This is a genomic window from Salmonella sp. NW722 (assembly GCF_051702785.1).
GTDB classification, from domain to species: domain Bacteria; phylum Pseudomonadota; class Gammaproteobacteria; order Enterobacterales; family Enterobacteriaceae; genus Salmonella; species Salmonella enterica.
In genome coordinates this window covers 668,282-689,546 of the sequence record NZ_JAMMIN010000002.1, presented here as the reverse complement: position 1 = coordinate 689,546, position 21,265 = coordinate 668,282, and the positions used below count along the sequence as shown (strand labels likewise).

The following is a 21,265-nucleotide window of genomic DNA, read 5'->3' as shown; positions in this document are numbered from 1 at the left end:
GCGATGGACGATCCCGATATTCAGCGTGAACGGGCGTTTTCCGGCGCGGGTCGTATTGTTCTGATCAGCTCACTGTTATTTCTCATTCTCGGCATCTGGGCGTGGTTTGGCCGACTGGATGAGGTTTCCACCGGCAACGGGAAAGTGATCCCCAGTTCACGCGAACAGGTTCTGCAGTCGCTGGATGGCGGCATTCTGGCGCAGTTGACGGTGCGGGAAGGCGACAGAGTTCAGGCTAACCAGATTGTCGCCCGGCTTGATCCGACGCGTCTGGCGTCCAATGTGGGTGAAAGTGCGGCAAAATATCGCGCTTCACTCGCCTCCAGCGCACGGTTAACTGCGGAAGTCAGCGACTTACCTCTCGCCTTCCCCGCTGAGCTGAACGGCTGGCCGGACCTGATTGCCGCAGAGACGCGTCTCTATAAAAGTCGCCGCGCGCAGCTGGCCGATACCGAAGCCGAGCTACGGGATGCGCTGGCGTCGGTTAATAAAGAGCTGACCATTACCCAGCGGCTGGAGAAAAGCGGCGCGGCCAGTCATGTTGAAGTGCTACGCCTGCAACGACAAAAAAGCGATTTAGGCTTAAAAATTACCGATCTGCGCTCACAATATTATGTGCAGGCACGCGAAGCGTTATCGAAAGCGAACGCTGAGGTCGATATGCTCTCCGCCATTTTAAAAGGACGCGAGGATTCCGTCACCCGCCTCACCGTGCGTTCGCCGGTACGCGGCATTGTTAAAAATATCCAGGTCACGACGATTGGCGGCGTGATCCCGCCTAACGGCGAGATGATGGAGATAGTGCCGGTAGACGATCGTCTGCTGATTGAAACCCGCCTTTCGCCGCGTGATATCGCCTTTATTCATCCCGGCCAACGCGCATTGGTTAAAATTACTGCTTACGATTACGCCATTTACGGCGGGCTTGACGGCGTGGTGGAGACCATTTCACCGGACACCATTCAGGATAAAGTGAAACCGGAAATTTTCTACTATCGCGTGTTTATCCGCACCCACCAGGACTATCTACAAAATAAATCAGGACGCCGTTTTTCGATTGTTCCAGGCATGATCGCCACGGTGGATATCAAAACTGGTGAAAAAACCATTGTCGACTATTTAATCAAACCGTTTAATCGCGCGAAAGAAGCGCTGCGCGAGCGGTAAATCGTTGAAGATAAGAAGATACGGGGGCTGGTCACGCGTGTCACAAGTCTGTTATACTTACCTTACACATTGGGGCTGATTCTGGATTCGACGGGATTTGCGAAACCCAAGGTGCATGCCGAGGGGCGGTTGGCCTCGTAAAAAGCCGCAAAAAAATAGTCGCAAACGACGAAACCTACGCTTTAGCAGCTTAATAACCTGCTTAGAGCCCTCTCTCCCTAGCCTCCGCTCTTAGGACGGGGATCAAGAGAGGTCAAACCCAAAAGAGATCGCGTGGATGCCCTGCCTGGGGTTGAAGCGTTAAAACGAATCAGGCTAGTCTGGTAGTGGCGTGTCCGTCCGCAGGTGCCAGGCGAATGTAAAGACTGACTAAGCATGTAGTACCGAGGATGTAGGAATTTCGGACGCGGGTTCAACTCCCGCCAGCTCCACCAAATGATGATCCGGATACGTCCGGTGAAGTACAGAAAGCCCGCACGGCACAAGCCCTGCGGGCTTTTTTGTGCCTGTCCTTGTCCGAGAACATCCGGCTAAATCCGGTGATTATTGGTATACGTTTAGGTATACGGTAGGATGTATACCTAAAAGCGTATACCAATTCATGAAGGAGCGGCCACAGTGGCACGGACAACACGCCCCCTGACCAACACCGAAGTTCTGCGCGCTAAAGCGTTAGAGAAGGATCTAACGCTACATGATGGCGATGGAATTTTCCTGATAGTGAAAACCAGCGGGAAAAGGCTCTGGCGTTTCCGTTATCAACGCCCGGCAACAAAGCAGCGAACAATGATGGGGCTCGGTGCTTTCCCTTCACTTTCGCTTGCTGATGCCCGAGGGTTAAGAGCTGATTACCTTGCCTTATTAGCCAACGGAATCGACCCGCAAATTCAAGCTGAAGTTGCAGAGGAACAGCAGCAAATCGCACTGGACAGTATTTTTTCAACGGTCGCCGCTAACTGGTTCCAGCTCAAAAGCAAAAGCGTTACCCCTGATTACGCAAAAGACATTTGGCGTTCACTGGAAAAAGATGTATTCCCTGCCATCGGTGAGATCCCTGTTCAGCAAATCAAAGCCCGAACATTGATTGAAGCTCTTGAGCCAATCAAAGCTCGTGGGGCGCTTGAGACTGTACGTCGACTGGTGCAGCGCATTAACGAGATAATGATTTATGCCGTAAACACTGGCCTGATTGATGCTAATCCAGCATCAGGTGTTGGGATGGCCTTTGAGAAGCCCAAAAAACAAAACATGCCGACACTGCGTCCGGAAGAATTGCCGAAGCTGATGCGTTCTTTAGTGATGTCAAATCTGTCTGTTCCGACTCGCTGTCTCATTGAATGGCAACTCCTGACGCTTGTGCGCCCTTCTGAGGCCTCCGGTGCTCGTTGGGCAGAAATCGATCTCGATGCAAAGCTTTGGACTATTCCAGCCGAACGGATGAAAGCTAAGCGGGAACACATTGTTCTTTTATCACCACAGGCATTAGAGATTCTGGATGTAATGAAGCCAATTAGCGCTCACCGAGAACATGTTTTTCCCAGCAGGAATGATCCAAAACAAGATATGAATAGCCAGACGGCTAATGCTGCTTTAAAACGAATTGGATTCGGAGGTAAGCTTGTAGCACATGGTTTACGTTCTATAGCCAGTACTGCCATGAATGAAGCAGGATTCAATGCTGATGTTATTGAGGCAGCACTAGCTCATAGTGATAAAGATGAAGTACGAAGAGCTTATAATCGCTCTATATATCTTCCGCAAAGAATAGAATTAATGAATTGGTGGGGTAATAAAACGTCCAGTCTTTAAGAAACTCGCCAGAATAAACTGACGAGACTTTCAATTATGTTAATCTATATACTCATCCTGTGATTCATTTTCAAATACAACGCCTTCAGTGTACTCAGCATACTTTTGCTTTAAGAACTGTAGACCATCTTCACGGTCATACGATATATTAAGCTGATTTTGTAGAAAACCCAATCTATGTTTGTTCTCTTGAATAAGTTGAGACCACGTTTTTATCCAAATAGTCATTTCTTCAGCTTGATATATTGCACCTTCAGGAAGATTTTTTTGTTTTAATTCTCTGAGAGCATAAGTTGTGAGCTCATTTGATATAACCCAGAAGTTCCACTTTGTTTTTAAACCATTAAATCTTGAGTCTTCAGCAACTGCATACGCATAGGATTTAACCTGTTCTATTTCTGATTGACCTATATTTACTTTAGGTGCCTTTAACTCGATAATAATATGCTCACGCTCATCTGGGTAATTTTTGCCTATACTTCTAGTAAGCATTAAATCAACAATACCTACACTACCATCTATCCTTGTTACTTTTTCATCAACTGGAATATCAATCCCTTGCTTTTCTAAATGTACTCTTAATACCTCAGTTAGTGACTTATCATTGACACTCAATGTAAAAGACTCACCAAAAAACCATGTATTATCCGCCATTATTTTATGAAGCTGACTTCTCTCTTTGAATACTTTTCTTGTATTCTGATGAAATAATACATTTTCAAGCCCAGATATGAATTTCAATCTATCAGTAATTATTTTTGAAACACTAATAACAGCTGACAATGAGGCATCCCTTAATATCTCAGCCAATTCAGTTTGTTTTTCCTTAGGAAGCGAGAGAACCTCCTCCAATATAGTTCTCAAGTCATCAGGGCAACTCCCAACAATATGCCTGAGTAATTTAAACTGAAATTTCTTAAGTTTAAGGTCGCCATTATCAAATTGTGGTATGTATTTTATAACATTGATGGCCATAATATCGAATACTTTTCTTTCAGCATCCTCAACAATATTTTCGGCCTTACCCACATATGGATAAACACCTTCATTTTTCCATTTATCAATTAGCTCCCTTGACTTTTCATGATCTCTTTTCCTGAAGTGTTCCTTTATCAAACCTTCGACTTTATTTAATACAGGACTTAAAGAAGGCTCTAAATCCATGAGCGACAAAGTACCCTCATGGGAAAGTTTGGTCAAATGTGTAGACTTCAAATAAACAGAATAAGAATATGTACTAGTCCCTCTAATTTTCTTCTCATAACTTATTAAGGGAAATCCTTCCTTGTCGCATAAAAAAATCTCATTTTCTTTAGCTGACTTCCATTCAATAACTTGTAACTCATATGAATGTAATTCATCACAATAAACCACATCGTCTAATTTATAGCTTGTATCAAATAAAATCTGTGCTGTTGGATCGATTTGTTCTCGATTTACAAATACTTTTACGGATGGGTATTTACTAAGATATAAAGCAAGTGTAGTGGAAAGAAACTCAGATAGTTTTTGAGGTGTCAATGAGGTGAAGTTTTTCACCAATTCCAATATAGAAACAACTGTTCCTGATTTAGTTTCACTTGATACAACCTTATCAGAAACTGAAATTTTCTTCTTATTATCAGCTATTCCTTTTATTTTATATTCATAATATACATCATCAAGTAAATAAGTAGTATTCCACTCAATATATCGACCTATTGAGAATGCCTTAAAACGTCCTTGCCCTTCTTTTCCGTGTAAAAAACGAGATTTTCTTTCTGATAAAACCTTGTCTTTTTTCCATGACCCGCCCAGTGAACTAAATAACTTTTCTGCATTCTCATAGGGAATACCATTACCATCATCCCTGATAAATATATGCGAGAGTCCTAACTCAGACTCTGTCAAATCAACATATACATTTTCAGCATCAGCATCTAAGGCATTCCATACCAACTCAGCGATTGCTTGTAATGCAGAAGATTTAGAAACCTTATCTAAATAATCTATCTGTACTTCTACATTAAATGATTTCTCTGCCATGTGAGTCCCTTATTTTTTGTTAATATTTTTAGCAGTTAAAAAATTAAATCAGTATAATAATTTCATCAGTACTTTAGATCACGTCAAATAATTAAGCCAGTATTTTTAGATAGCCAATCACAAAACATAGCTTTTGACGATTGTTAGTTTGAAATTGATTCTTATGATCTATAAACGATTGTTTTATCACTATTGAATTGGCGAGTTAAAAAAATATCACAACATAGTTGTAAAATTAAAAGTATCTTTAACTTAGCGCGCAATGCTCTCCCCGACACGCCCGCCCGCTTAAGAGACCGCTTTTAATGAGGTGCAAAAGTGGCCTCAGGCTGCGCCGCGACAGGCACAAGCACAGGCACAGGCACAGGCACAGGCACAGGCAGGGGCGGGAAAACACATGCAAAACCATGCACCTTATGGATGCATGGCTTATTTGGTTAAAAATAGCGGGATTTACGGGGATTTTTTGACGGGCTACTGCGCGGCCAGTTCGGTGCGTCGACGGGTGTAAATCATATTCTGTGCAGGGGTGAATTTTTCACGATTACCATCCCGCGAAGCGGCATCAGGCCTGAATCCGATGGCCGTTAAAATATCGCTGTCCTGCGCAGAATAATTAATTTTTTCACCTGCGGCCAGCCACACCGGCAGGGCTTCACGCAGATAATCAACTGAGTGCTGCATGGCGCTCTGTTTTACTGCGGGAATTTGTTCGTTATACCCCATCAGCTCAGGTGCCAGCGTGGCGGCCAGCTCCGCACCGTGCTGCTGCATAAAGTCATGGAGCCAGTTAAGTTGCACCTCCTCATGCGAGAAGATGTAGCGACCGGCGGCCTGATTCACCTCCCATTTTTTTACGTCAATCAGGTCACGCAATGTCTGTAATCTGCGGGAACCTGATGCGTGTCATCCAGCAATAATTCCTGATATTCCTGCTCTGCGGCGGTCAGTTCGGCTTTACGGTCCAGCCACGCCGTTTTGTTCATCTGACAGGCTTCAAACGCCTGCTCTAAGGTCAGGGAGGAGCTAACTTACACCTGCATGTGTTTACCAAAGGAGTACAGGTTACTAATGCCTCGTCCATTTTCTCTCAACCCTAAGAAGAATTAGCCCGTAAGGAATAAGGGTAATATCCATGCATATAAACCTGAAAATCCAAACTTCGTGGTAAGTCCAAGCCTTACCCCCACTGGTGCTAAATTTTATCTCATATTCAGAAGGAGATGATAGAAAACTATATCTTTCACACGGTATCGAACTTCCTTGCCAAGCCATAATTGGTCAGTTATCTCTACCGTTTCAACACGTTTCTTTTTATCAGTAAAACCAGCATAACTAATATCTGAAACATATTTTTTATAATCTTTTGTCAGTTGCGTAAAATCGTCGATATCACAGTAAACTATAATAAATACCGGACTTAGCCCCTCATTATCATAAGATGAAATCTTATCCAAATGCCCACTAATAGTCCTTTTTTCAAGTGAGAAAAGGCGAAAAGCCTCAAAAATAGCAATTCTAGTATTATCACTGTGCTTAATAACACCATCTATTTCTCCGATACTTTGACCCGATGCTGAGCGCCCCATCCTTTTCTGGTCACCAAAACCAATCCTGGCTTCAGACATACGCATATCAAACAACGACGTAAACCAATCATTAATCAGATCCTCATTAGTAATCTGGCTGGTTATTGTACCTTTTGCTCTCCTACCAGCTTGAAGCTGAAGATTTTTTTTGCGCATCAGAAGTTCACGACCAATGCTGATAACCACATCTTTCAAGAAAATCTCAGTAGTTTGGCCATTCCCAATAATTTTGACATATTCGTTAAATTTACGACTAACGATCAAACCGTATTGTTTGGCGAGTTGGAATGTACTATTCTTCTGTGACTCAACCATAGCCCTGAAAATACCAGTCACAACAGGTTCTTCAGGAAGAGCCTTATTTAACTTCTCAAGAAGTGGCATTAGACTGGTATCGTCGCCGATATCAGCATTTAATTTTCGATAATTATCAATGATCTGCTGTGCTGCCCAGACTTCGTTTCGTTCTACAAGAGCAAGGCAATATGGCAGCATTATTTCTTTGGTGTTACGCTGCTCAGGCGTTAATTTTCGCCAGAAAATATCAGCCTGATGTTGAAAATTCAGTTTCCGCATAGCATCCAGTATTTGGCTTGCCCACTGAGTTCCAATATCTTGGGGTTTCGTCTCTTTAATAGATATGAGAAATTTATTAAGAGCGAGAGATAGAAGTGAAAGATCCCCCACTTTCTCGCCATATTCAATTCTTGCCACAAAAAGGGCAAAGGAATGGTGAAGGCTCTTACTAGTCCTATAAAGGGACTCCATTATACTTACACTTTTCTCCGGATCGCTTTTATACAAGGCTATTGCACAAATGTAACGACTAAACTGGTCACATTCATAAGACAAATTCTTAAAGTGGATGTTGTTTTCAGATAAATCTATATCAGGTTTCTTGAAAGATATTAACTTAGAGGCCCTAATATATTCATTAGGATTATCTTTTAACTCCATAAATAATCTTAAATGTTCATACTTATAAGCATATCCTTCCCATCGACAAATACGCTCTAGCAAATCAATGTTTTTCATACTTCTAAGTCGACTAAGAATAGGTTTTGCTGCCTGCAAGACCCCCCAAGCTAATTTTAAATGATTATTGTCACATGCCGATATGAATGCTAATTCAAGATCATTGAGACCTAAATTTTCTTTATCCAGATCTCGACGAGCTAAAATAATATCCTGCAAAACCTGCTCTCTAGCCAAGATATGACAATGGTCAAGCATGATATACAAGGAGCTAACTGGAATTCTCTCTTTACACTGTTCGATAAAATCAACATAGAGATCATCGGGGATACTATTCAAAAAAACACTAAAGGCCACCCATAAATCCCTAGTATTATCAGTAATATACCTATCAAATATATATACCCTACCTTCCTGTTTTCCAAACCCATACGAACACACTATTTCTGTTACTTTTCGCCAAACCCTTTTGTGCTCAATGACATCAATTTTGCACTTAACAACACACATCAAAGTCTGCATGTAATGCCTTATAGCAGAAGCAACTGCCGACCAGTTTTTATTTTCATATGTCAGTGAATCTTTCCAATCTAATATCCTCACTGACATAGAAAGCAAAGGACTAGCTCCTTTTACTGCAATCAGACTTGCCCATGGTAAGGAGGCAAAAAAAGCGCCAGGTTCAAGATCTCGGCGCTTTCCACTAAAACATTCTTCAAAGGCTGTTTGATAGAAGGTATACAAACAGGTACACAATTCTTGCTGAATCTTTTGTTTATGATTTCCCTCCACTTTTTCAATACGCTCAGCGAGCCAAAACCCAATATAGTAAATACTTCTTTCTTTAAGCCTCAAAACTCGTCGAGGTAGTTGCTCTTCTAATTGCTTAATGAAAGAACTGACCAATTGCAGCACACTCGCATCGTCAAGACGTTGCAGTAGGCAAGTTAATATTCTGTATTCTGGCGAATCAATATAATTGTCATTATAGAAACCACATAAATCAGCGATATGATATGCAATCTTCAGTAGACGTTGCCCATTGGCATCACAGCCCTCAATTGTTCGTAAATACTCTTTTAAAAGCGCTTCCCTGTAGGTTTTCTCAATACCCGCAGCCCCAGAATAACTGCTCAAGAGAGAATGAAGCGTTCCCCTACTGATCAAATGAACTAAGGCTGTATCACAAGTATCGGCACGGGATAACAGAAATAGCATATACGTCCAGTTGAATCGTTGTGGTAGGATATTAAACAAGATGTGCCTTAAAACCGGATTGTTTTTAGCCATTACAAGCAGATTTAATGAAAAAGACGAACCTCTGAGGCATCGTCTGTCAATATAGATTGAATGAATCAAACACTCTTGGATCAACCATGTTAAGGGCATCGACAGTCCAAGTTCATACCCGAATTGTTCCCATTTTTCAAAAGCCTCCATTTCATCGGGGTCATCTCCTGCAGGATACATATATAGCGCATCTAAATCCTGAGCCGTTATATTTCCAGTAGCTGATATTCCTGACTTCATTACACTTTCAGGCATATCCTCGTTCAGGGATACATTAAATTGTATAGTTCGAGACTCAACAAGTTGCCGGAAATATTGAGAATTTGTAACTTGTTTGAATATAGTTTTCAATGAATATGACGATGAGAGTTCTGATGATAAGAGCCTTTCAATTTCTTCAAAAAACATTTCCTCTTGCTTCTTTTCCAGAAGGCTAAATAGTACAGGAACAATAGCCCTTCCCTGTACTTGTATACATAGCATCCAGCGTCTAAACGCCTCCTTCGCAGGATACTTCTCAAGTAGAGTTTGCCAGAGATAAGTACTATGAAGAGGAGTGAATTTTGAGGTCTCAGGTGCAACACTGACAGCGTCGTTTATCCGCGTACATAGTGGTAATAATGTTTCCAGAGAAACGTTGCCAAATTCTTCACTTAATAGTGCTGTAAGTTCGTTAACATTTATGCAAAAGTGTGGTTCAATAAAATCATTCAAGCCAAGCCGTATCTGTTTAAGCTGTTCCGCTGTGTTCAAAATATCGATAATACTGTCATCGAGCACTTCTGTTTGCCAAGGATGTTGACAATGTACGCTACACCAGTCAGCGTAAAATGACAAAAATCCCGCATCCTCGAGGAAATCAAGCGAACAGTTAGTTTGTATAAAATGGTGCTTACCATCTTTACATGGCCAGCCTCTCGATCCAGATAATAGTTCAGCTATAGTTGTTTTGTTAAGTACAGGGGTTGCCAAAGTGGCGTGCGCAAGATAGATCGCGAGCGCTCTGGCATGCTGATGCTCTTTGTAAGTCCAGAGTCTATCCCGAGTGAACACAGGTGTTTCATCAACCAATAACTTATGCAAAAGATACCAATTTGGGGAGTAATTATTCATTTTGTTCATCATCTTAGCATTCTTGCCTTTTGCTGATTGTAACCTAACTTAAAATGAATACTTATTTTCTCACTTACTGTAGTCCCTCAAGGTGATTATGGTTGTGAGGTGCCCCTAGCTTATAGCCTGACAGCTCCTGAAATCCCCATCAGAATATTAAACGTCTACTCCAAGTAGATAGAGGTCTGAACGAAAGGCTATCAGATCAGCTAGAAGCAACAAACCTATGACGTCCACCCACAAGCCTCGACTAACACGCAAAATCCTTCCTACAACAATCAACTTAATAATCAACAAGATACCCCCTTCCATATCAACACTATCGCCACTCTTTTGCGCCTTCGCCTTCGCGCAAAAAATAAAAATCCCCAACAAACTCAACCACCTCCCCCACCAATTACAAGGACGCCAGCAAATAAAACAAGGGGCAACGTGAATACGTAGCCCCTTTTTGTTGTCTATGTCCACTTTACGTCCACCAAATTAAAGGATTTAACGCCAGGATTAATGCAGTCATTAAAAGTATGGCACTGACTACTTTAGGAAGAGGCGTCCGTCACATCACTGCACGGAAAGTCCACACAGAACACGATCTGCCGCCGGACACCATTAAATTGCCCCGCAACGCGTTATCAATACTACTCCCTACGTTTCCCGTTACCTTGTTGTCGGTACGTTTACCTCATTGTCTGAAAGGTTATTTGCGAAGTTATCATTAATAATCCACGGGCGTCTGGTATGCGAATCCAGTTCCCCAATCCTGACGCTTTGCCTTCGCGACCATACGCGCGTAAATAAGCCTGAAACCAAACTTCACCGCTTAACGCTCTCCTCTTTCCCGATTTTTACGCAAAAAATCATCACATGCTCAAGTGTCGTATTAGTTATTGCATTTTACAAATGATATTGGTAATTATTATCATTCTCATTAACAACTTGTTCGATGTATGACGTGGAGAGAGAGGATTTCTCATGCGTATTCTGTTTGTCGGTCCCCCACTGTATGGACTGCTATACCCTGTGCTGTCCCTGGCGCAAGCGTTTCGTGTTAATGGCCATGAAGTGCTGATTGCAAGCGGTGGAAAATTTGCACAGAAAGCAGCCGAAGCTGGGTTGGTGGTATTTGACGCTGCGCCTGGTTTCGATTCGGAAGCGGGTTATCGCCGTCAGGAGGCATTGCGAAAAGAAAATAACATTGGAACAAAAATGGGGAACTTCTCATTCTTCAGCGAAGAGATGACTGACCCGCTGGTCGCGTTCGCCGGGCAGTGGCGACCAGATCTCATCGTCTACCCTCCCCTTGGGGTCGTTGGACCACTGATTGCCGCTAAGTATGACATTCCGGTAGTGATGCAAACCGTCGGCTTCGGTCATACGCCCTGGCACATCAAAGGCGTGACGAAATCACTTTCTGACGCCTACCGCCGCCATGGGGTCAGCGCGCCACCAAGAGATCTGGCGTGGATAGACGTCACACCGCCCAGCATGAGCATACTGCAAAATGACGGAGAGCCGGTTATCTCCATGCAATACGTCCCGTATAACGGCGGCGCCGTCTGGGAAGAATGGTGGGAACGTACACCTGATCGCAAGCGTCTTCTGGTCAGCCTCGGCACCGTCAAACCGATGGTGGATGGCCTGGATCTGATTTCCTGGGTAATGGATTCTGCCGGCGAAGTAGATGCCGAAATCATCCTGCATCTTCCGGCAAACGCCCGCTCGGATTTACGTTCACTGCCGCCGAATGTCCGTCTGGTCGACTGGCTTCCGATGGGCGTTTTCCTTAACGGCGCCGACGGTTTTATCCACCATGGCGGCGCAGGCAACACCCTGACGGCGCTGCATGCCGGCATTCCGCAGATAGTCTTTGGCCAGGGTGCCGACAGACCCGTCAATGCCCGCGCCGTGGTCGAGCGCGGATGCGGCATTATTCCCGGTAAAAGCGGACTTACGAGCAGCATGATCAATACCTTCCTCGATAATCACGCGCTTCGCGAGGCGTCGCAGGAGGTCGCGGCGGAAATGGCGGCCCAGCCTTGCCCGACCGAGGTGGCAAAAAAACTGATCGCCATGCTGCAACACGGCTAACCGCGGCAGCGCAATGACAATATGGCGGCTGAACCCAGCGTGTGTCGCCATAACTCATCTTTCACCGATAAGGAGGCTTAATGCCCGCGACTCATTCCCCCATGCCCGCTCGTGCCTGGATAGTTCGCCTTGCCCGCGTGTGTTGGGAACGTAAAACACTGAGCATCATTGTCATCGTAGCATCAGTATCGACCATTTTACTGGCTGCGCTGACGCCGCTAATAACGCGTCAGGCCGTCAATGACGCGATAGCAGGCGATACGACCCACCTGCCGTTACTTGCCTGCGGCCTGCTGTTAATTGCCCTTTTTGATTTTATCGGGAATTACGTGCGCCGCGGCTATGCCGGAGAACTCTCGTTGTGGGTTCAGCATACGTTACGTAGCCGTGCGTTCGACAGTATTCAAAAACTGGACGGCGCAGGCCAGGACGCCTTGCGTACCGGGCAGGTCATTTCGCGTACCAACAGCGATCTTCAACAGGTACACACCTTGCTACAGATGTGTCCGGTGCCGCTGGCGGTGCTCACTTACTATGTGGCCGGTATCGCGGTGATGCTATGGATGTCGCCATCCATGACGCTTATCGTGATTTGCGTACTGGCCGCCCTTGCTATTACCGCCCTGCGCGCCCGTCGCCGTGTTTTCGCGCAAACGGGGCTTGCCTCAGACCGGCTGGCGCACATGACGGAGCATATGCGCGAAGTATTGGAACAGATCTCAGTGGTGAAGTCCTGCGTGGCGGAGTTACGCGAAACGCGTTGGCTCGATGGTCAGTCGCGGCAAATGGTGCGAGTACGCATCGGCGCCGCTATCTCGCAGGCGATGCCGGGCGCAACCATGCTGGCGCTACCGGTGATAGGGCAAATCGTCCTGCTGTGCTATGGCGGCTGGTCGGTAATGAATGGGCGCATCGATCTGGGAACCTTCGTTGCGTTCGCGAGTTTTCTCGCTATGCTGACCGGCCCTACCCGCGTACTGGCATCGTTTTTGGTTATCGCACAGCGCACACAGGCGTCGGTGGAGCGCGTCTTCGCGCTTATCGACACGCGTTCTCGCATGGAAGACGGTACTGAGTCGGTTGAAGGTCAGATTATCGGGCTGGACGTGGAGAAGATGAGTTTCCACTACGACAACGGTAACCGTATCCTCAATGAGATCTCGTTTTCCATTCACGCCGGTGAAACCGTGGCGGTGGTTGGCGCATCCGGCTCCGGGAAATCAACGTTGCTGATGTTGCTGGCGCGCTTTTACGATCCCACCTCCGGCGGAGTATGGCTCAACACCACTACGGGTCAACAGAATATTCGCGACCTGAAACTGACGGCGCTTCGTCGTCGCGTTGGCGTAGTGTTTGAAGACGCGTTTCTGTTTGCCGGTACGGTGGCGGAAAACATCGCCTATGGGCACCCGCAAGCGACTCAGGACGACATTCGACGCGCCGCCGATGCCGCAGGCGCCAGCGGGTTCATCAATGCGCTACCGCAGGGGTTCAACACCCGACTGACCGAACGCGGAAGCAACCTCTCCGGCGGCCAACGCCAGCGTATTGCGCTAGCCCGGGCACTGATTACCGCGCCGGAACTGCTGATTCTCGATGACACCACCTCGGCGGTCGATGCCGGTACTGAAGCGGAAATTAACACGGCTCTTGGTCGTTATGCCGATAATGAGCATATGCTGCTGGTGATTGCACGCCGCCGTTCAACACTGCAGTTAGCCGATCGGATCGTCGTGCTGGATAAAGGCCGCGTCGTGGATATCGGTACCCAGGCGGAGCTGGATGCAAGGTGTCCGACGTTTCGCTCGCTGATGAGCGGCGAGGGGGATTTTCTCGCCCTTGCCCCGGCAGAACAACGTACGCTATGGCCAACAACGCAGGCGGTAAAATCCGACGACGCGCATGAGCGCCAGACAACCGCCGGAAAAGGTTTTGTCGACCGGATGACGCGCGTTCCAGAACGCGCCGTACAGATGGCGCTGGCAGGCCACGGGCGTCAAGTCTCATCGCTGCTGACGCCAGTAGCCTGGATGTTCGTCATCGCCGCCCTGCTTATCGCGCTTGATTCCGCCGCAGGCGTTGGCGTGCTGGTGCTTTTGCAGCGCGGTATTGACTCAGGCGTTGCCGCAGGGGATATGTCGACTATTGGCATATGCGCTCTGCTCGCGCTGTGTCTGGTAGCGATCGGTTGGTGCTGCTATGCGCTGCAAACGATCTTCGCCGCCCGCGCGGCAGAGTCGGTACAGCATACGGTACGCTTACGCAGCTTCAGCCACCTGCTACGCCTGAGTCTTCCCTGGCACGAGAAGCACATCGACTCGCGTCTTACTCGCATGACCGTCGACGTTGATTCACTCGCCCGATTTCTGCAAAACGGTCTTGCCAGCGCGGCCACCAGCATCGTGACGATGGTCGCTATCGCCGCGGCAATGTTCTGGCTTGACCCCATTCTTGCGTTAACGGCATTAAGCGCCGTACCTGTAGTGATACTGGCGACGTGGATTTACCGCCGTTTGAGCTCGCCTGCCTACGCCCAGGCACGGCTGGAAATTGGTAAGGTGAACAGTACGCTTCAGGAAAAGGTCTCCGGTATGCGGGTAGTGCAGTCACACGGTCAACAGAAGCAGGAAGCCGCCAGGCTACGGGCGTTATCAGACAACTTCCGCGCCACCCGCGTGCGGGCGCAAAAATACCTTGCTGTCTATTTTCCGTTCCTGACCTTCTGCACCGAGGCCGCCTATGCCGCCGTGCTTTTAATCGGGGCGACCCGGGTCGCCGGAGGCGAAATGACGCCCGGGATACTGGCGGCGTTCTTCCTGCTACTGGGACAATTTTATGGCCCGGTACAGCAGTTGTCAGGCATTGTTGATTCCTGGCAGCAGGCGACCGCCAGCGGCAAACATATCAATGCGCTATTGGCGACTGAGGAAACGGAGAATATTGAACCGTCCTCCATAACGCCTGGCACTGGCGGCGCGCTACGTCTGGAGGCATTGACATTCCGCTATCCCGAAAAAACGCAACCAGTGCTTGATAATCTCTCGCTCACCATTCCGCCAGGAACGGTAGTCGCGGTGGTCGGACGTAGCGGCGCTGGCAAATCGACGCTGATCAAGCTGCTGGCCGGGCTCTACTCTCCCGGCAGCGGGCAAATCCGTGTCGGTGAGCGCCTAATTGATGCCGCGTCGCTTAGTGATTATCGTCGCCAGACGGGGCTGGTCACTCAGGATGTCGCATTATTTAGCGGCGATATTGCCGAAAATATCCGCTATTCGCGGCCAGACAGCAGCGACACGGAGGTGGAGATCGCGGCGCGACAGGCGGGACTCTTTGAAACTGTGCAACATCTGCCGCTGGGGTTTCGTACTCCGGTCAATAACGGCGGCACGGATCTATCCGCGGGCCAGCGTCAGTTGATTGCCCTCGCCCGCGCCCAACTGGCGCAGGCGCACATTCTGCTGCTCGACGAGGCGACAGCACGTATCGACCGCAGCGCCGAGGAGCGCTTAATAACCTCGCTTACCGGAGTGACGCATACCGAGAAACGCATCGCGCTTATCGTCGCGCACCGGCTGACCACCGCTCGTCGCTGCGATGTTATTGTCGTAATCGATAAAGGATGTATCGCTGAATATGGCAGCCATGAGCAGTTGATAGCGGCTCATGGCCTGTATGCTCGTCTGTGGCGGGACAGCATCGGCCAGACACGCGATACGCAAGGAGAGGTCATAGGATAGTTTTTATCGCCACGATTTACGCAAAAGAAAGCCCGCAAGCGGCTGTTCCTGTAACAGCCGCTTTAGCTATTGATACTGACCGAAATATAAATGAGATGGAATACAAAGAATGAGACTGAGCCCGCCCGTCGCTCCTGTCGCTATACAGACCGCTACGCGCCTTCGCCGCCAACTCGCCGCCGGAAGCCAGGTTGACGCTTCTCACTTCTGGCGAGAAGCAAACTCGCTCGCGCTGCCGCTGGTGACAGCCATTAACGGCGCAGACGATGAACGGGAAGTCACCTTCCTGTGGCGTGCCGCCTCTCCTCTGCGGGGGGTTTATGTTCGCCTGAACCGTGTCACCGATAAAGATAACGTGGCGAAAGGTATGATGACGCAACTGCCCACAACGGATATCTGGCATCTGACGCTTCGCTTACCAGCGTCCTACTGCGGTTCCTATACGATGGTCGAAATACCACCGGAAACCCCGGACGAGACGGTGTTGCAGCTTGGAAGCCGTTTCGCCTCCCTTGTCGGGAAGGCGGACCCGCTGAACAGCACGCCGGGAATAAATGTTCGGGGTAATACGCAGGAGTCCGTTCTGGCGTTGGATCATGCCCCGACACAGGAGGAGTGGTCAGGCTGTCGCGCTTACGCCGGGCAGCTTTTCACCTCAGAACATCGGCTCGCCGGACAACGTCGCCGTGTGCGGCTGTATCTTCCTGACGTTCCTGTCGTACAACCGCTGGGCTTACTGGTACTCACGGATGGCGAGATCTGGTTCGACCATCTTGGGGTAAGCGCCGCCATTGACGCCGCCATCCGCAGCGGACGCATCGCGCCGGTGGCCGTACTCGGCATTGATAACATCAACGCGGGTGAACGCGTCGCAATCCTCGGCGGTCGCCGCGAGCTGGTGCTCGACATTGCCGAACGCCTGCTGCCAACCCTTCGCGCCAACTACCCGGAACGGCGGTGGGCGGACCGTACACAAACGGTGCTGGCAGGGCAAAGCCTCGGCGGCGTGACCGCGCTGATGGCGGCCCGCCACGCGCCAGAGAGCTTCGGCCTGGTGCTGAGCCACTCCCCCTCAATGTGGTGGACGCCGGACAACCGCAATCGCCCGCCCCATTTCAGCGCAGAAGAGCGCTCATGGGTCAGCGAACATGTGTTATCCGCGCCCTCGCCAGCCGTACGTACGCATCTGTGCGTGGGATCGCTGGAAGGTTCGACGGTCCCGCAGGTCAAACAGTTGCATGAAAAATTGCGCGCCGCCGGTGTTGAAAGCCATTGCAGCGTGTACACCGGCGGTCACGATTATGCCTGGTGGCGCGGCGCGCTGATTGACGGATTACGTCTACTGCCCCGATAAAACTTCACCTGCCAAAAAGGAATAACATCCGATGTATGGTCGCCAGTACCACAACAAGTGCTATCGCATGGCGCTATTGTTAGTGAGTTTTTGTTTTAGCGCGCTGAGTTATGCGCAGCCGGATATGCAGCCATTAGGGCCGAATATTGCTGATAAAGGTTCGGGATATTACCATTTTAGGGTCAATGACTTTCAATCTGCCGATGGCGCAAGACATTACCGGGTATGGACCGCTATTCCCAACAAAGCCGCCCCGCCGTCGGGTTATCCTGTCTTATATATGCTGGACGGCAACGCAGTGATGGACAGGCTGCCGGAGGCGCTGCTCAAACAGCTGGCAGACCACTCGCCGCCGGTGATTGTGGCGATTGGCTATCAAACTAACCTGCCGTTTGATCTTAACGGTAGAGCTTATGACTATACGCCAGCGCCGGGAATCAAGCGCGATGGCAGTGAAAATAACCCGCGTTTTCATCGTAAAACCGGCGGCGGGTCAGCGTTCCGCCAGCTACTGGAGAGACATATCGCGCCGCAGGTGGAACAAGGAATAACCATCAACCCCGAACGGCGCGGGGTATGGGGACATTCTTATGGCGGCCTGTTCGCTTTGGACTCCTGGCTGTCGTCATCCTTCTTTCATATCTATTACAGCGCCAGCCCGTCACTCAGCAGGGATAACTTTGTCCTGTTGAATCGCCTTACGACAGTGAAGCCGTCGCTGTTCTGCCATAAAAAACTCATCATAATGGAAGGTTCAGCGTCGAATGGGGATAGCAGGCAACGCCAGATGGCCGAGCTCCTGCAAAAAGTTCAGGAGACCGTGAGAACGCTTGAGAACAACGGCGTTAACGCGGCCCTGCAGCATTACCCGGACCTGGGCCACGGGCCCATGTTTAACGCCTCTTTTCGCAGTGCATTGCTGGATATCAGTCGCGAACCGGCAAGCCAAAAACCACGCTGTCATTAACCCGCCGCCAGAATATGCCCGCCAGCGGCGGGCATAATCCATCAAAACGAGGCCGTCACACCGGCATAATAAGCCCGCCCCGGTTCGTTATAGGTATTTGCCCCTTCGGCGGAGCGATAGATCTGTTTATCGAAGATATTGCTGATACCGACATTAAGACGCAGGTTCTTATTGATATCGTAGTTAACGTTAGCGCCGACCAGTGAGTAAGCCCCCAGCGCTTTCCCGGACAATCCTTTGGTCTCTTCACTACGCGACTCCGCATGTGTTCGCGGTTTTTGCTTGCCGTATAACGTCCAGTTGACGTTAGCGGAGAGCGCGCTGGTAATAGTCCAGTCGAGGAAGGTATTCACCGTATATTTCGGGATTATCGATAAGGGATTGCCGGTATCTTTTTGCTCAGAAGCGATCATATAAGTCGCATTGGTATTCCAGTTCAGACGGTCCGGCATCAGCGGAACAGTCATGCTGGCTTCAATACCTTCAATCAGCGCTTTACCGCCGTTCTGCCACTGCAATACATAAGCGCCAGATGCGCTTCTGCCAATAATCTTATCACCTGCGACAATCTTATTCTGATAATCGTTACGGAAATACGTGACGCTTGCGTGGTAATCGTCTACGGTAAATTCCAGCCCAATCTCTTTATTGATACTAATTTCAGGATCGAGGTTCTTATTACCGACCAGGTAACAGCCGCCCGACGTAATATCTTTTGGACAACCGTTGCCTTTCGAATAGAGTAAATACCCCTCACTGGTTTGATACAAGTTCGGTGCCTTAAAGACCCGGGCAATACCGGCTTTCACCTTGACGTATTCACCTAACTCCTGGGAAAGGTTAAGACTGGGACTAAAATTACTCCCGGATTCGCTCAAATAGTCAAAACGCAGGCCCGGAATAATATTGGTACCGGCCATGGGTTCGATATTATCTTCAACGTACAGCGCACTGATTTCCGATTTATTTTTGCTGCTACGGTTAGCCGCCGAACCGGAAATCCCGGCGATATTGCTATCCTTAACCGTCAGACTGGTAGAGGAAGGATCGTTCAGCTCATCGCGGTTCCACTCCGCGCCGACGGTGAGCGTTTGCTCAAATAGCCATATCACCGGGACATTCACCTCGCCGCTGGTGCGATACGAGGTCAGGCGGTTAGTGGTGAACGTCTGGTCGTTGGTAATACGCCCCTCGCCGCCGCCGGAGAGCCCCTCATTCATGCGGGTATTATCGGTTTTTTCATAGTAGAACCCCAGGCGGCTTTGCCCCCAGTCCCAGATGCCGTTATGAGTTAGACCGTAATTCTGCCGGTACAGGCGATTGGTCTCCCGCCCGGACTGCGCCAGACTTTTGGTAACCGCGTTTGAAGTACTGTTTTGCGTATCGCCAGCATAAATATTCCCCTGCCGACTATATCCCGCTTCAAAATCAAGGATTTGCTGCGGGGTCATTTTCCATGAGAAGACGCTATTAATATCTTTATTGGTGACCCCCTCCCGTCCGGCGGCATTTTTGGTCCCGGCGGAGGAGTTAATATCCCAGCTGTCGGCATCGGTTCTGTTGAGATTACCGTACAGGCGCATCGTCAACGTATCACCAGCCAACGGGCCGCTAAGGCTAAAGTTACCCCGCCGGGTGTCACCTTCTTTGCTGCTTTCCGGCTGGTTGGTATAGAGCGACAGCGAACCGTGCCAGTCATTAGTGGGGCGTTTGGTGATGATATTCACCACCCCACCTGCGGCACCGGAGCCATAGCGCGCGGCGGCGGGCCCACGGATCACTTCAATACGTTCTACCATCTCCGGCGGTACCCAGTTCGTATCGCCACGGGTGTCGCGTTCTCCGCGCCAGCTATAGCGAACCGAATTTCGCGACGTCACCGGCACGCCGTCAATCAGCACTAAGGTATTTTCCGGCCCCATACCACGAATATCAATTTGTCGGTTATTTCCGCGCGTCCCCGAGGCGCTATTGCCGGTAAGATTAACCCCAGGCATCTTACGAATAATATCGGCAAGATCGTTAACGGGAGGATTCTTTTGAATATCGTCACGAGTAATAATCGAAACGCCCGGCTGTTGCTTTAATACTTGCTCGGCAGTGGATTCAACCACCATCGTTTCGCCGTTGTCGTCTGTAGATTCTGCTGCTGATAATGGACTATTAATCCCTGTAGAAACCACGGTTATTAACCAGATGTACTTCTTAACTCTCATACCCATTCCCTAAATAATGTCTAAAGTAGCGCTGTTGCCCTCAAGCTCACATCCTTGCCAGGTTACGGCTATATAGTAATTATTATCATATGCCAATGATAATAATTATCATTCAATTAAAAGAAAGGCAATCTTTCGACCGCAAAAATCTGGTAATAAGAAAACAGAAACGGGATTTTGCAATATGACTCTCTGTCCGGGCTCCACTTTGCCAGTAAATCCGGGAAGGGGGCAGAATGCGCCTACTGAACGAAGGTTTTACAAAACAGGAATAGAGGAAATTAATTATTTTTCAAAGCATTAATGATAATAAACAACCAGATAAGATGGTATAGCGCGGTTCAGGGTTCACCGCCGCTTCCCTGCCGACGGCGAACCGTTCTTACAGTTTGCCAGCGACTTTCCGTCTGGGTAATGGTGGGATCGGATACGATTGTAGTCATTCGATATATGACAATGAAAGTGATGTTGGCTCCAAAATACAAAGCGCCTGGTAATAATTATCAGGCGCTTTGCAGACAGAAAACCGTCAGACATCGGTTTCTCGTTCTCCAGGATCTACTGGAAAATATGGCAACCCACAGTTAGTGGATTTTACTGTCGGGTCTTGCCAGGGATGTTGTGTTACCCCCAGGTCTTTTAAAAGACCTCGTAACAGCACTAACTCGCTGGGTGTCATTTTTTGCTTTGGTTCACCCGCTTTAGGTGGACGAATATCCTCCTGACTAGTACATGTAACACAATAACCTTTTAACTCTATCCACTTAGGCTTAGGGGGGGCCTTAGGATCGGGAGGCGTCGGGCTGGCAACGCACGAACAGGCACTTATACATCCAGGCATAACGTTTTCCTTTTCAAACAATTCGCTTTAGTTGGAAGTTCTACTTGAGAAAATAGAAATGGTTGTTCAGATATTTTTACCGTCGCATACTCCT

General features: G+C 48.5%; 10 protein-coding genes, 1 other RNA gene and 1 pseudogene. 7 read left to right on the top strand and 5 right to left on the bottom strand.

Features of this window, described 5'->3' with window-relative positions; genetic code table 11:
• Nucleotides 1-3: 3 nt before the first annotated feature.
• The 3 genes from NA330_RS07625 (at nt 4) to NA330_RS07615 (ending at nt 2,976) form a co-directional block, all read left to right on the top strand.
• On the top strand, nt 4-1,167 hold the full coding sequence (locus tag NA330_RS07625) for an HlyD family type I secretion periplasmic adaptor subunit (protein WP_072103235.1): 1,164 nt from the start codon (nt 4-6) through the stop codon (nt 1,165-1,167).
• Nucleotides 1,168-1,238: 71 nt separating this feature from the next.
• Nucleotides 1,239-1,601, top strand: a transfer-messenger RNA (tmRNA) gene (gene ssrA / locus NA330_RS07620).
• A 184-nt stretch (nt 1,602-1,785) separates the two neighbouring features.
• Entirely contained in the window at nt 1,786-2,976 is a 1,191-nt protein-coding gene (locus NA330_RS07615) for an integrase domain-containing protein (RefSeq protein ID WP_023242169.1), read from the top strand.
• 39 nt (nt 2,977-3,015) lie between these two features.
• On the opposite strand, the gene NA330_RS07610 is transcribed toward NA330_RS07615, so the two are convergent.
• The 3 genes and pseudogenes from NA330_RS07610 to NA330_RS07600 all read right to left on the bottom strand — a co-directional run bounded on the left by NA330_RS07610 (nt 3,016) and on the right by NA330_RS07600 (nt 9,980).
• Nucleotides 3,016-5,001 (bottom strand): ATP-binding protein, encoded by a 1,986-nt coding sequence (locus NA330_RS07610; protein ID WP_023242170.1) that lies wholly within the window; start codon nt 4,999-5,001, stop codon nt 3,016-3,018.
• 474 nt (nt 5,002-5,475) lie between these two features.
• Nucleotides 5,476-5,987 (bottom strand): annotated as a pseudogene (locus tag NA330_RS07605) (phage polarity suppression protein).
• Between the two features lie 216 nt (nt 5,988-6,203).
• Complete coding sequence (locus NA330_RS07600) at nt 6,204-9,980, bottom strand: hypothetical protein (protein WP_023242173.1); 3,777 nt, start codon at nt 9,978-9,980, stop codon at nt 6,204-6,206.
• Nucleotides 9,981-10,940: 960 nt separating this feature from the next.
• Between NA330_RS07600 and iroB the strand changes: the two genes are divergently transcribed.
• From iroB to NA330_RS07580, 4 genes are all read left to right on the top strand, one after another.
• Nucleotides 10,941-12,056 carry a salmochelin biosynthesis C-glycosyltransferase IroB gene (iroB, locus tag NA330_RS07595; RefSeq protein ID WP_023242175.1) on the top strand — a complete coding sequence of 372 codons (1,116 nt, stop codon included), beginning with the start codon at nt 10,941-10,943 and terminating at the stop codon, nt 12,054-12,056.
• Between the two features lie 80 nt (nt 12,057-12,136).
• Nucleotides 12,137-15,793: a salmochelin/enterobactin export ABC transporter IroC gene (gene iroC, locus NA330_RS07590; protein WP_023242176.1), complete on the top strand. Its 3,657-nt coding sequence runs from the start codon at nt 12,137-12,139 to the stop codon at nt 15,791-15,793.
• A gap of 109 nt (nt 15,794-15,902) precedes the next feature.
• Nucleotides 15,903-17,147, top strand: coding sequence for an esterase family protein (locus NA330_RS07585; RefSeq protein WP_023242177.1), 1,245 nt, complete (start codon nt 15,903-15,905; stop codon nt 17,145-17,147).
• A 31-nt stretch (nt 17,148-17,178) separates the two neighbouring features.
• The gene (locus NA330_RS07580; RefSeq protein WP_023242178.1) at nt 17,179-18,114 is read left to right on the top strand and encodes an alpha/beta hydrolase; all 936 of its coding nucleotides are present in this window, start codon (nt 17,179-17,181) and stop codon (nt 18,112-18,114) included.
• Nucleotides 18,115-18,155: 41 nt separating this feature from the next.
• Here the strand turns inward: NA330_RS07580 and NA330_RS07575 are convergent, their stop codons facing one another.
• Entirely contained in the window at nt 18,156-20,330 is a 2,175-nt protein-coding gene (locus NA330_RS07575; protein WP_023242179.1) for a TonB-dependent siderophore receptor, read from the bottom strand.
• A gap of 529 nt (nt 20,331-20,859) precedes the next feature.
• Nucleotides 20,860-21,192 carry a hypothetical protein gene (locus NA330_RS07570; RefSeq protein WP_077684053.1) on the bottom strand — a complete coding sequence of 111 codons (333 nt, stop codon included), beginning with the start codon at nt 21,190-21,192 and terminating at the stop codon, nt 20,860-20,862.
• Between the last annotated feature and the right edge of the window lie 73 nt (nt 21,193-21,265).

Bases quoted from the DNA above. Each gene is read 5' to 3' on its own strand.
- NA330_RS07625 (WP_072103235.1), top strand. From the start codon at position 4: ATGGACGATCCCGATATTCAGCGTGAACGGGCGTTTTCCGGCGCGGGT.
- NA330_RS07610 (WP_023242170.1), bottom strand. From the start codon at position 5,001: ATGGCAGAGAAATCATTTAATGTAGAAGTACAGATAGATTATTTAGAT.
- NA330_RS07600 (WP_023242173.1), bottom strand. From the start codon at position 9,980: ATGATGAACAAAATGAATAATTACTCCCCAAATTGGTATCTTTTGCAT.
- iroB (WP_023242175.1), top strand. From the start codon at position 10,941: ATGCGTATTCTGTTTGTCGGTCCCCCACTGTATGGACTGCTATACCCT.
- iroC (WP_023242176.1), top strand. From the start codon at position 12,137: ATGCCCGCGACTCATTCCCCCATGCCCGCTCGTGCCTGGATAGTTCGC.
- NA330_RS07585 (WP_023242177.1), top strand. From the start codon at position 15,903: ATGAGACTGAGCCCGCCCGTCGCTCCTGTCGCTATACAGACCGCTACG.
- NA330_RS07580 (WP_023242178.1), top strand. From the start codon at position 17,179: ATGTATGGTCGCCAGTACCACAACAAGTGCTATCGCATGGCGCTATTG.
- NA330_RS07575 (WP_023242179.1), bottom strand. From the start codon at position 20,330: ATGAGAGTTAAGAAGTACATCTGGTTAATAACCGTGGTTTCTACAGGG.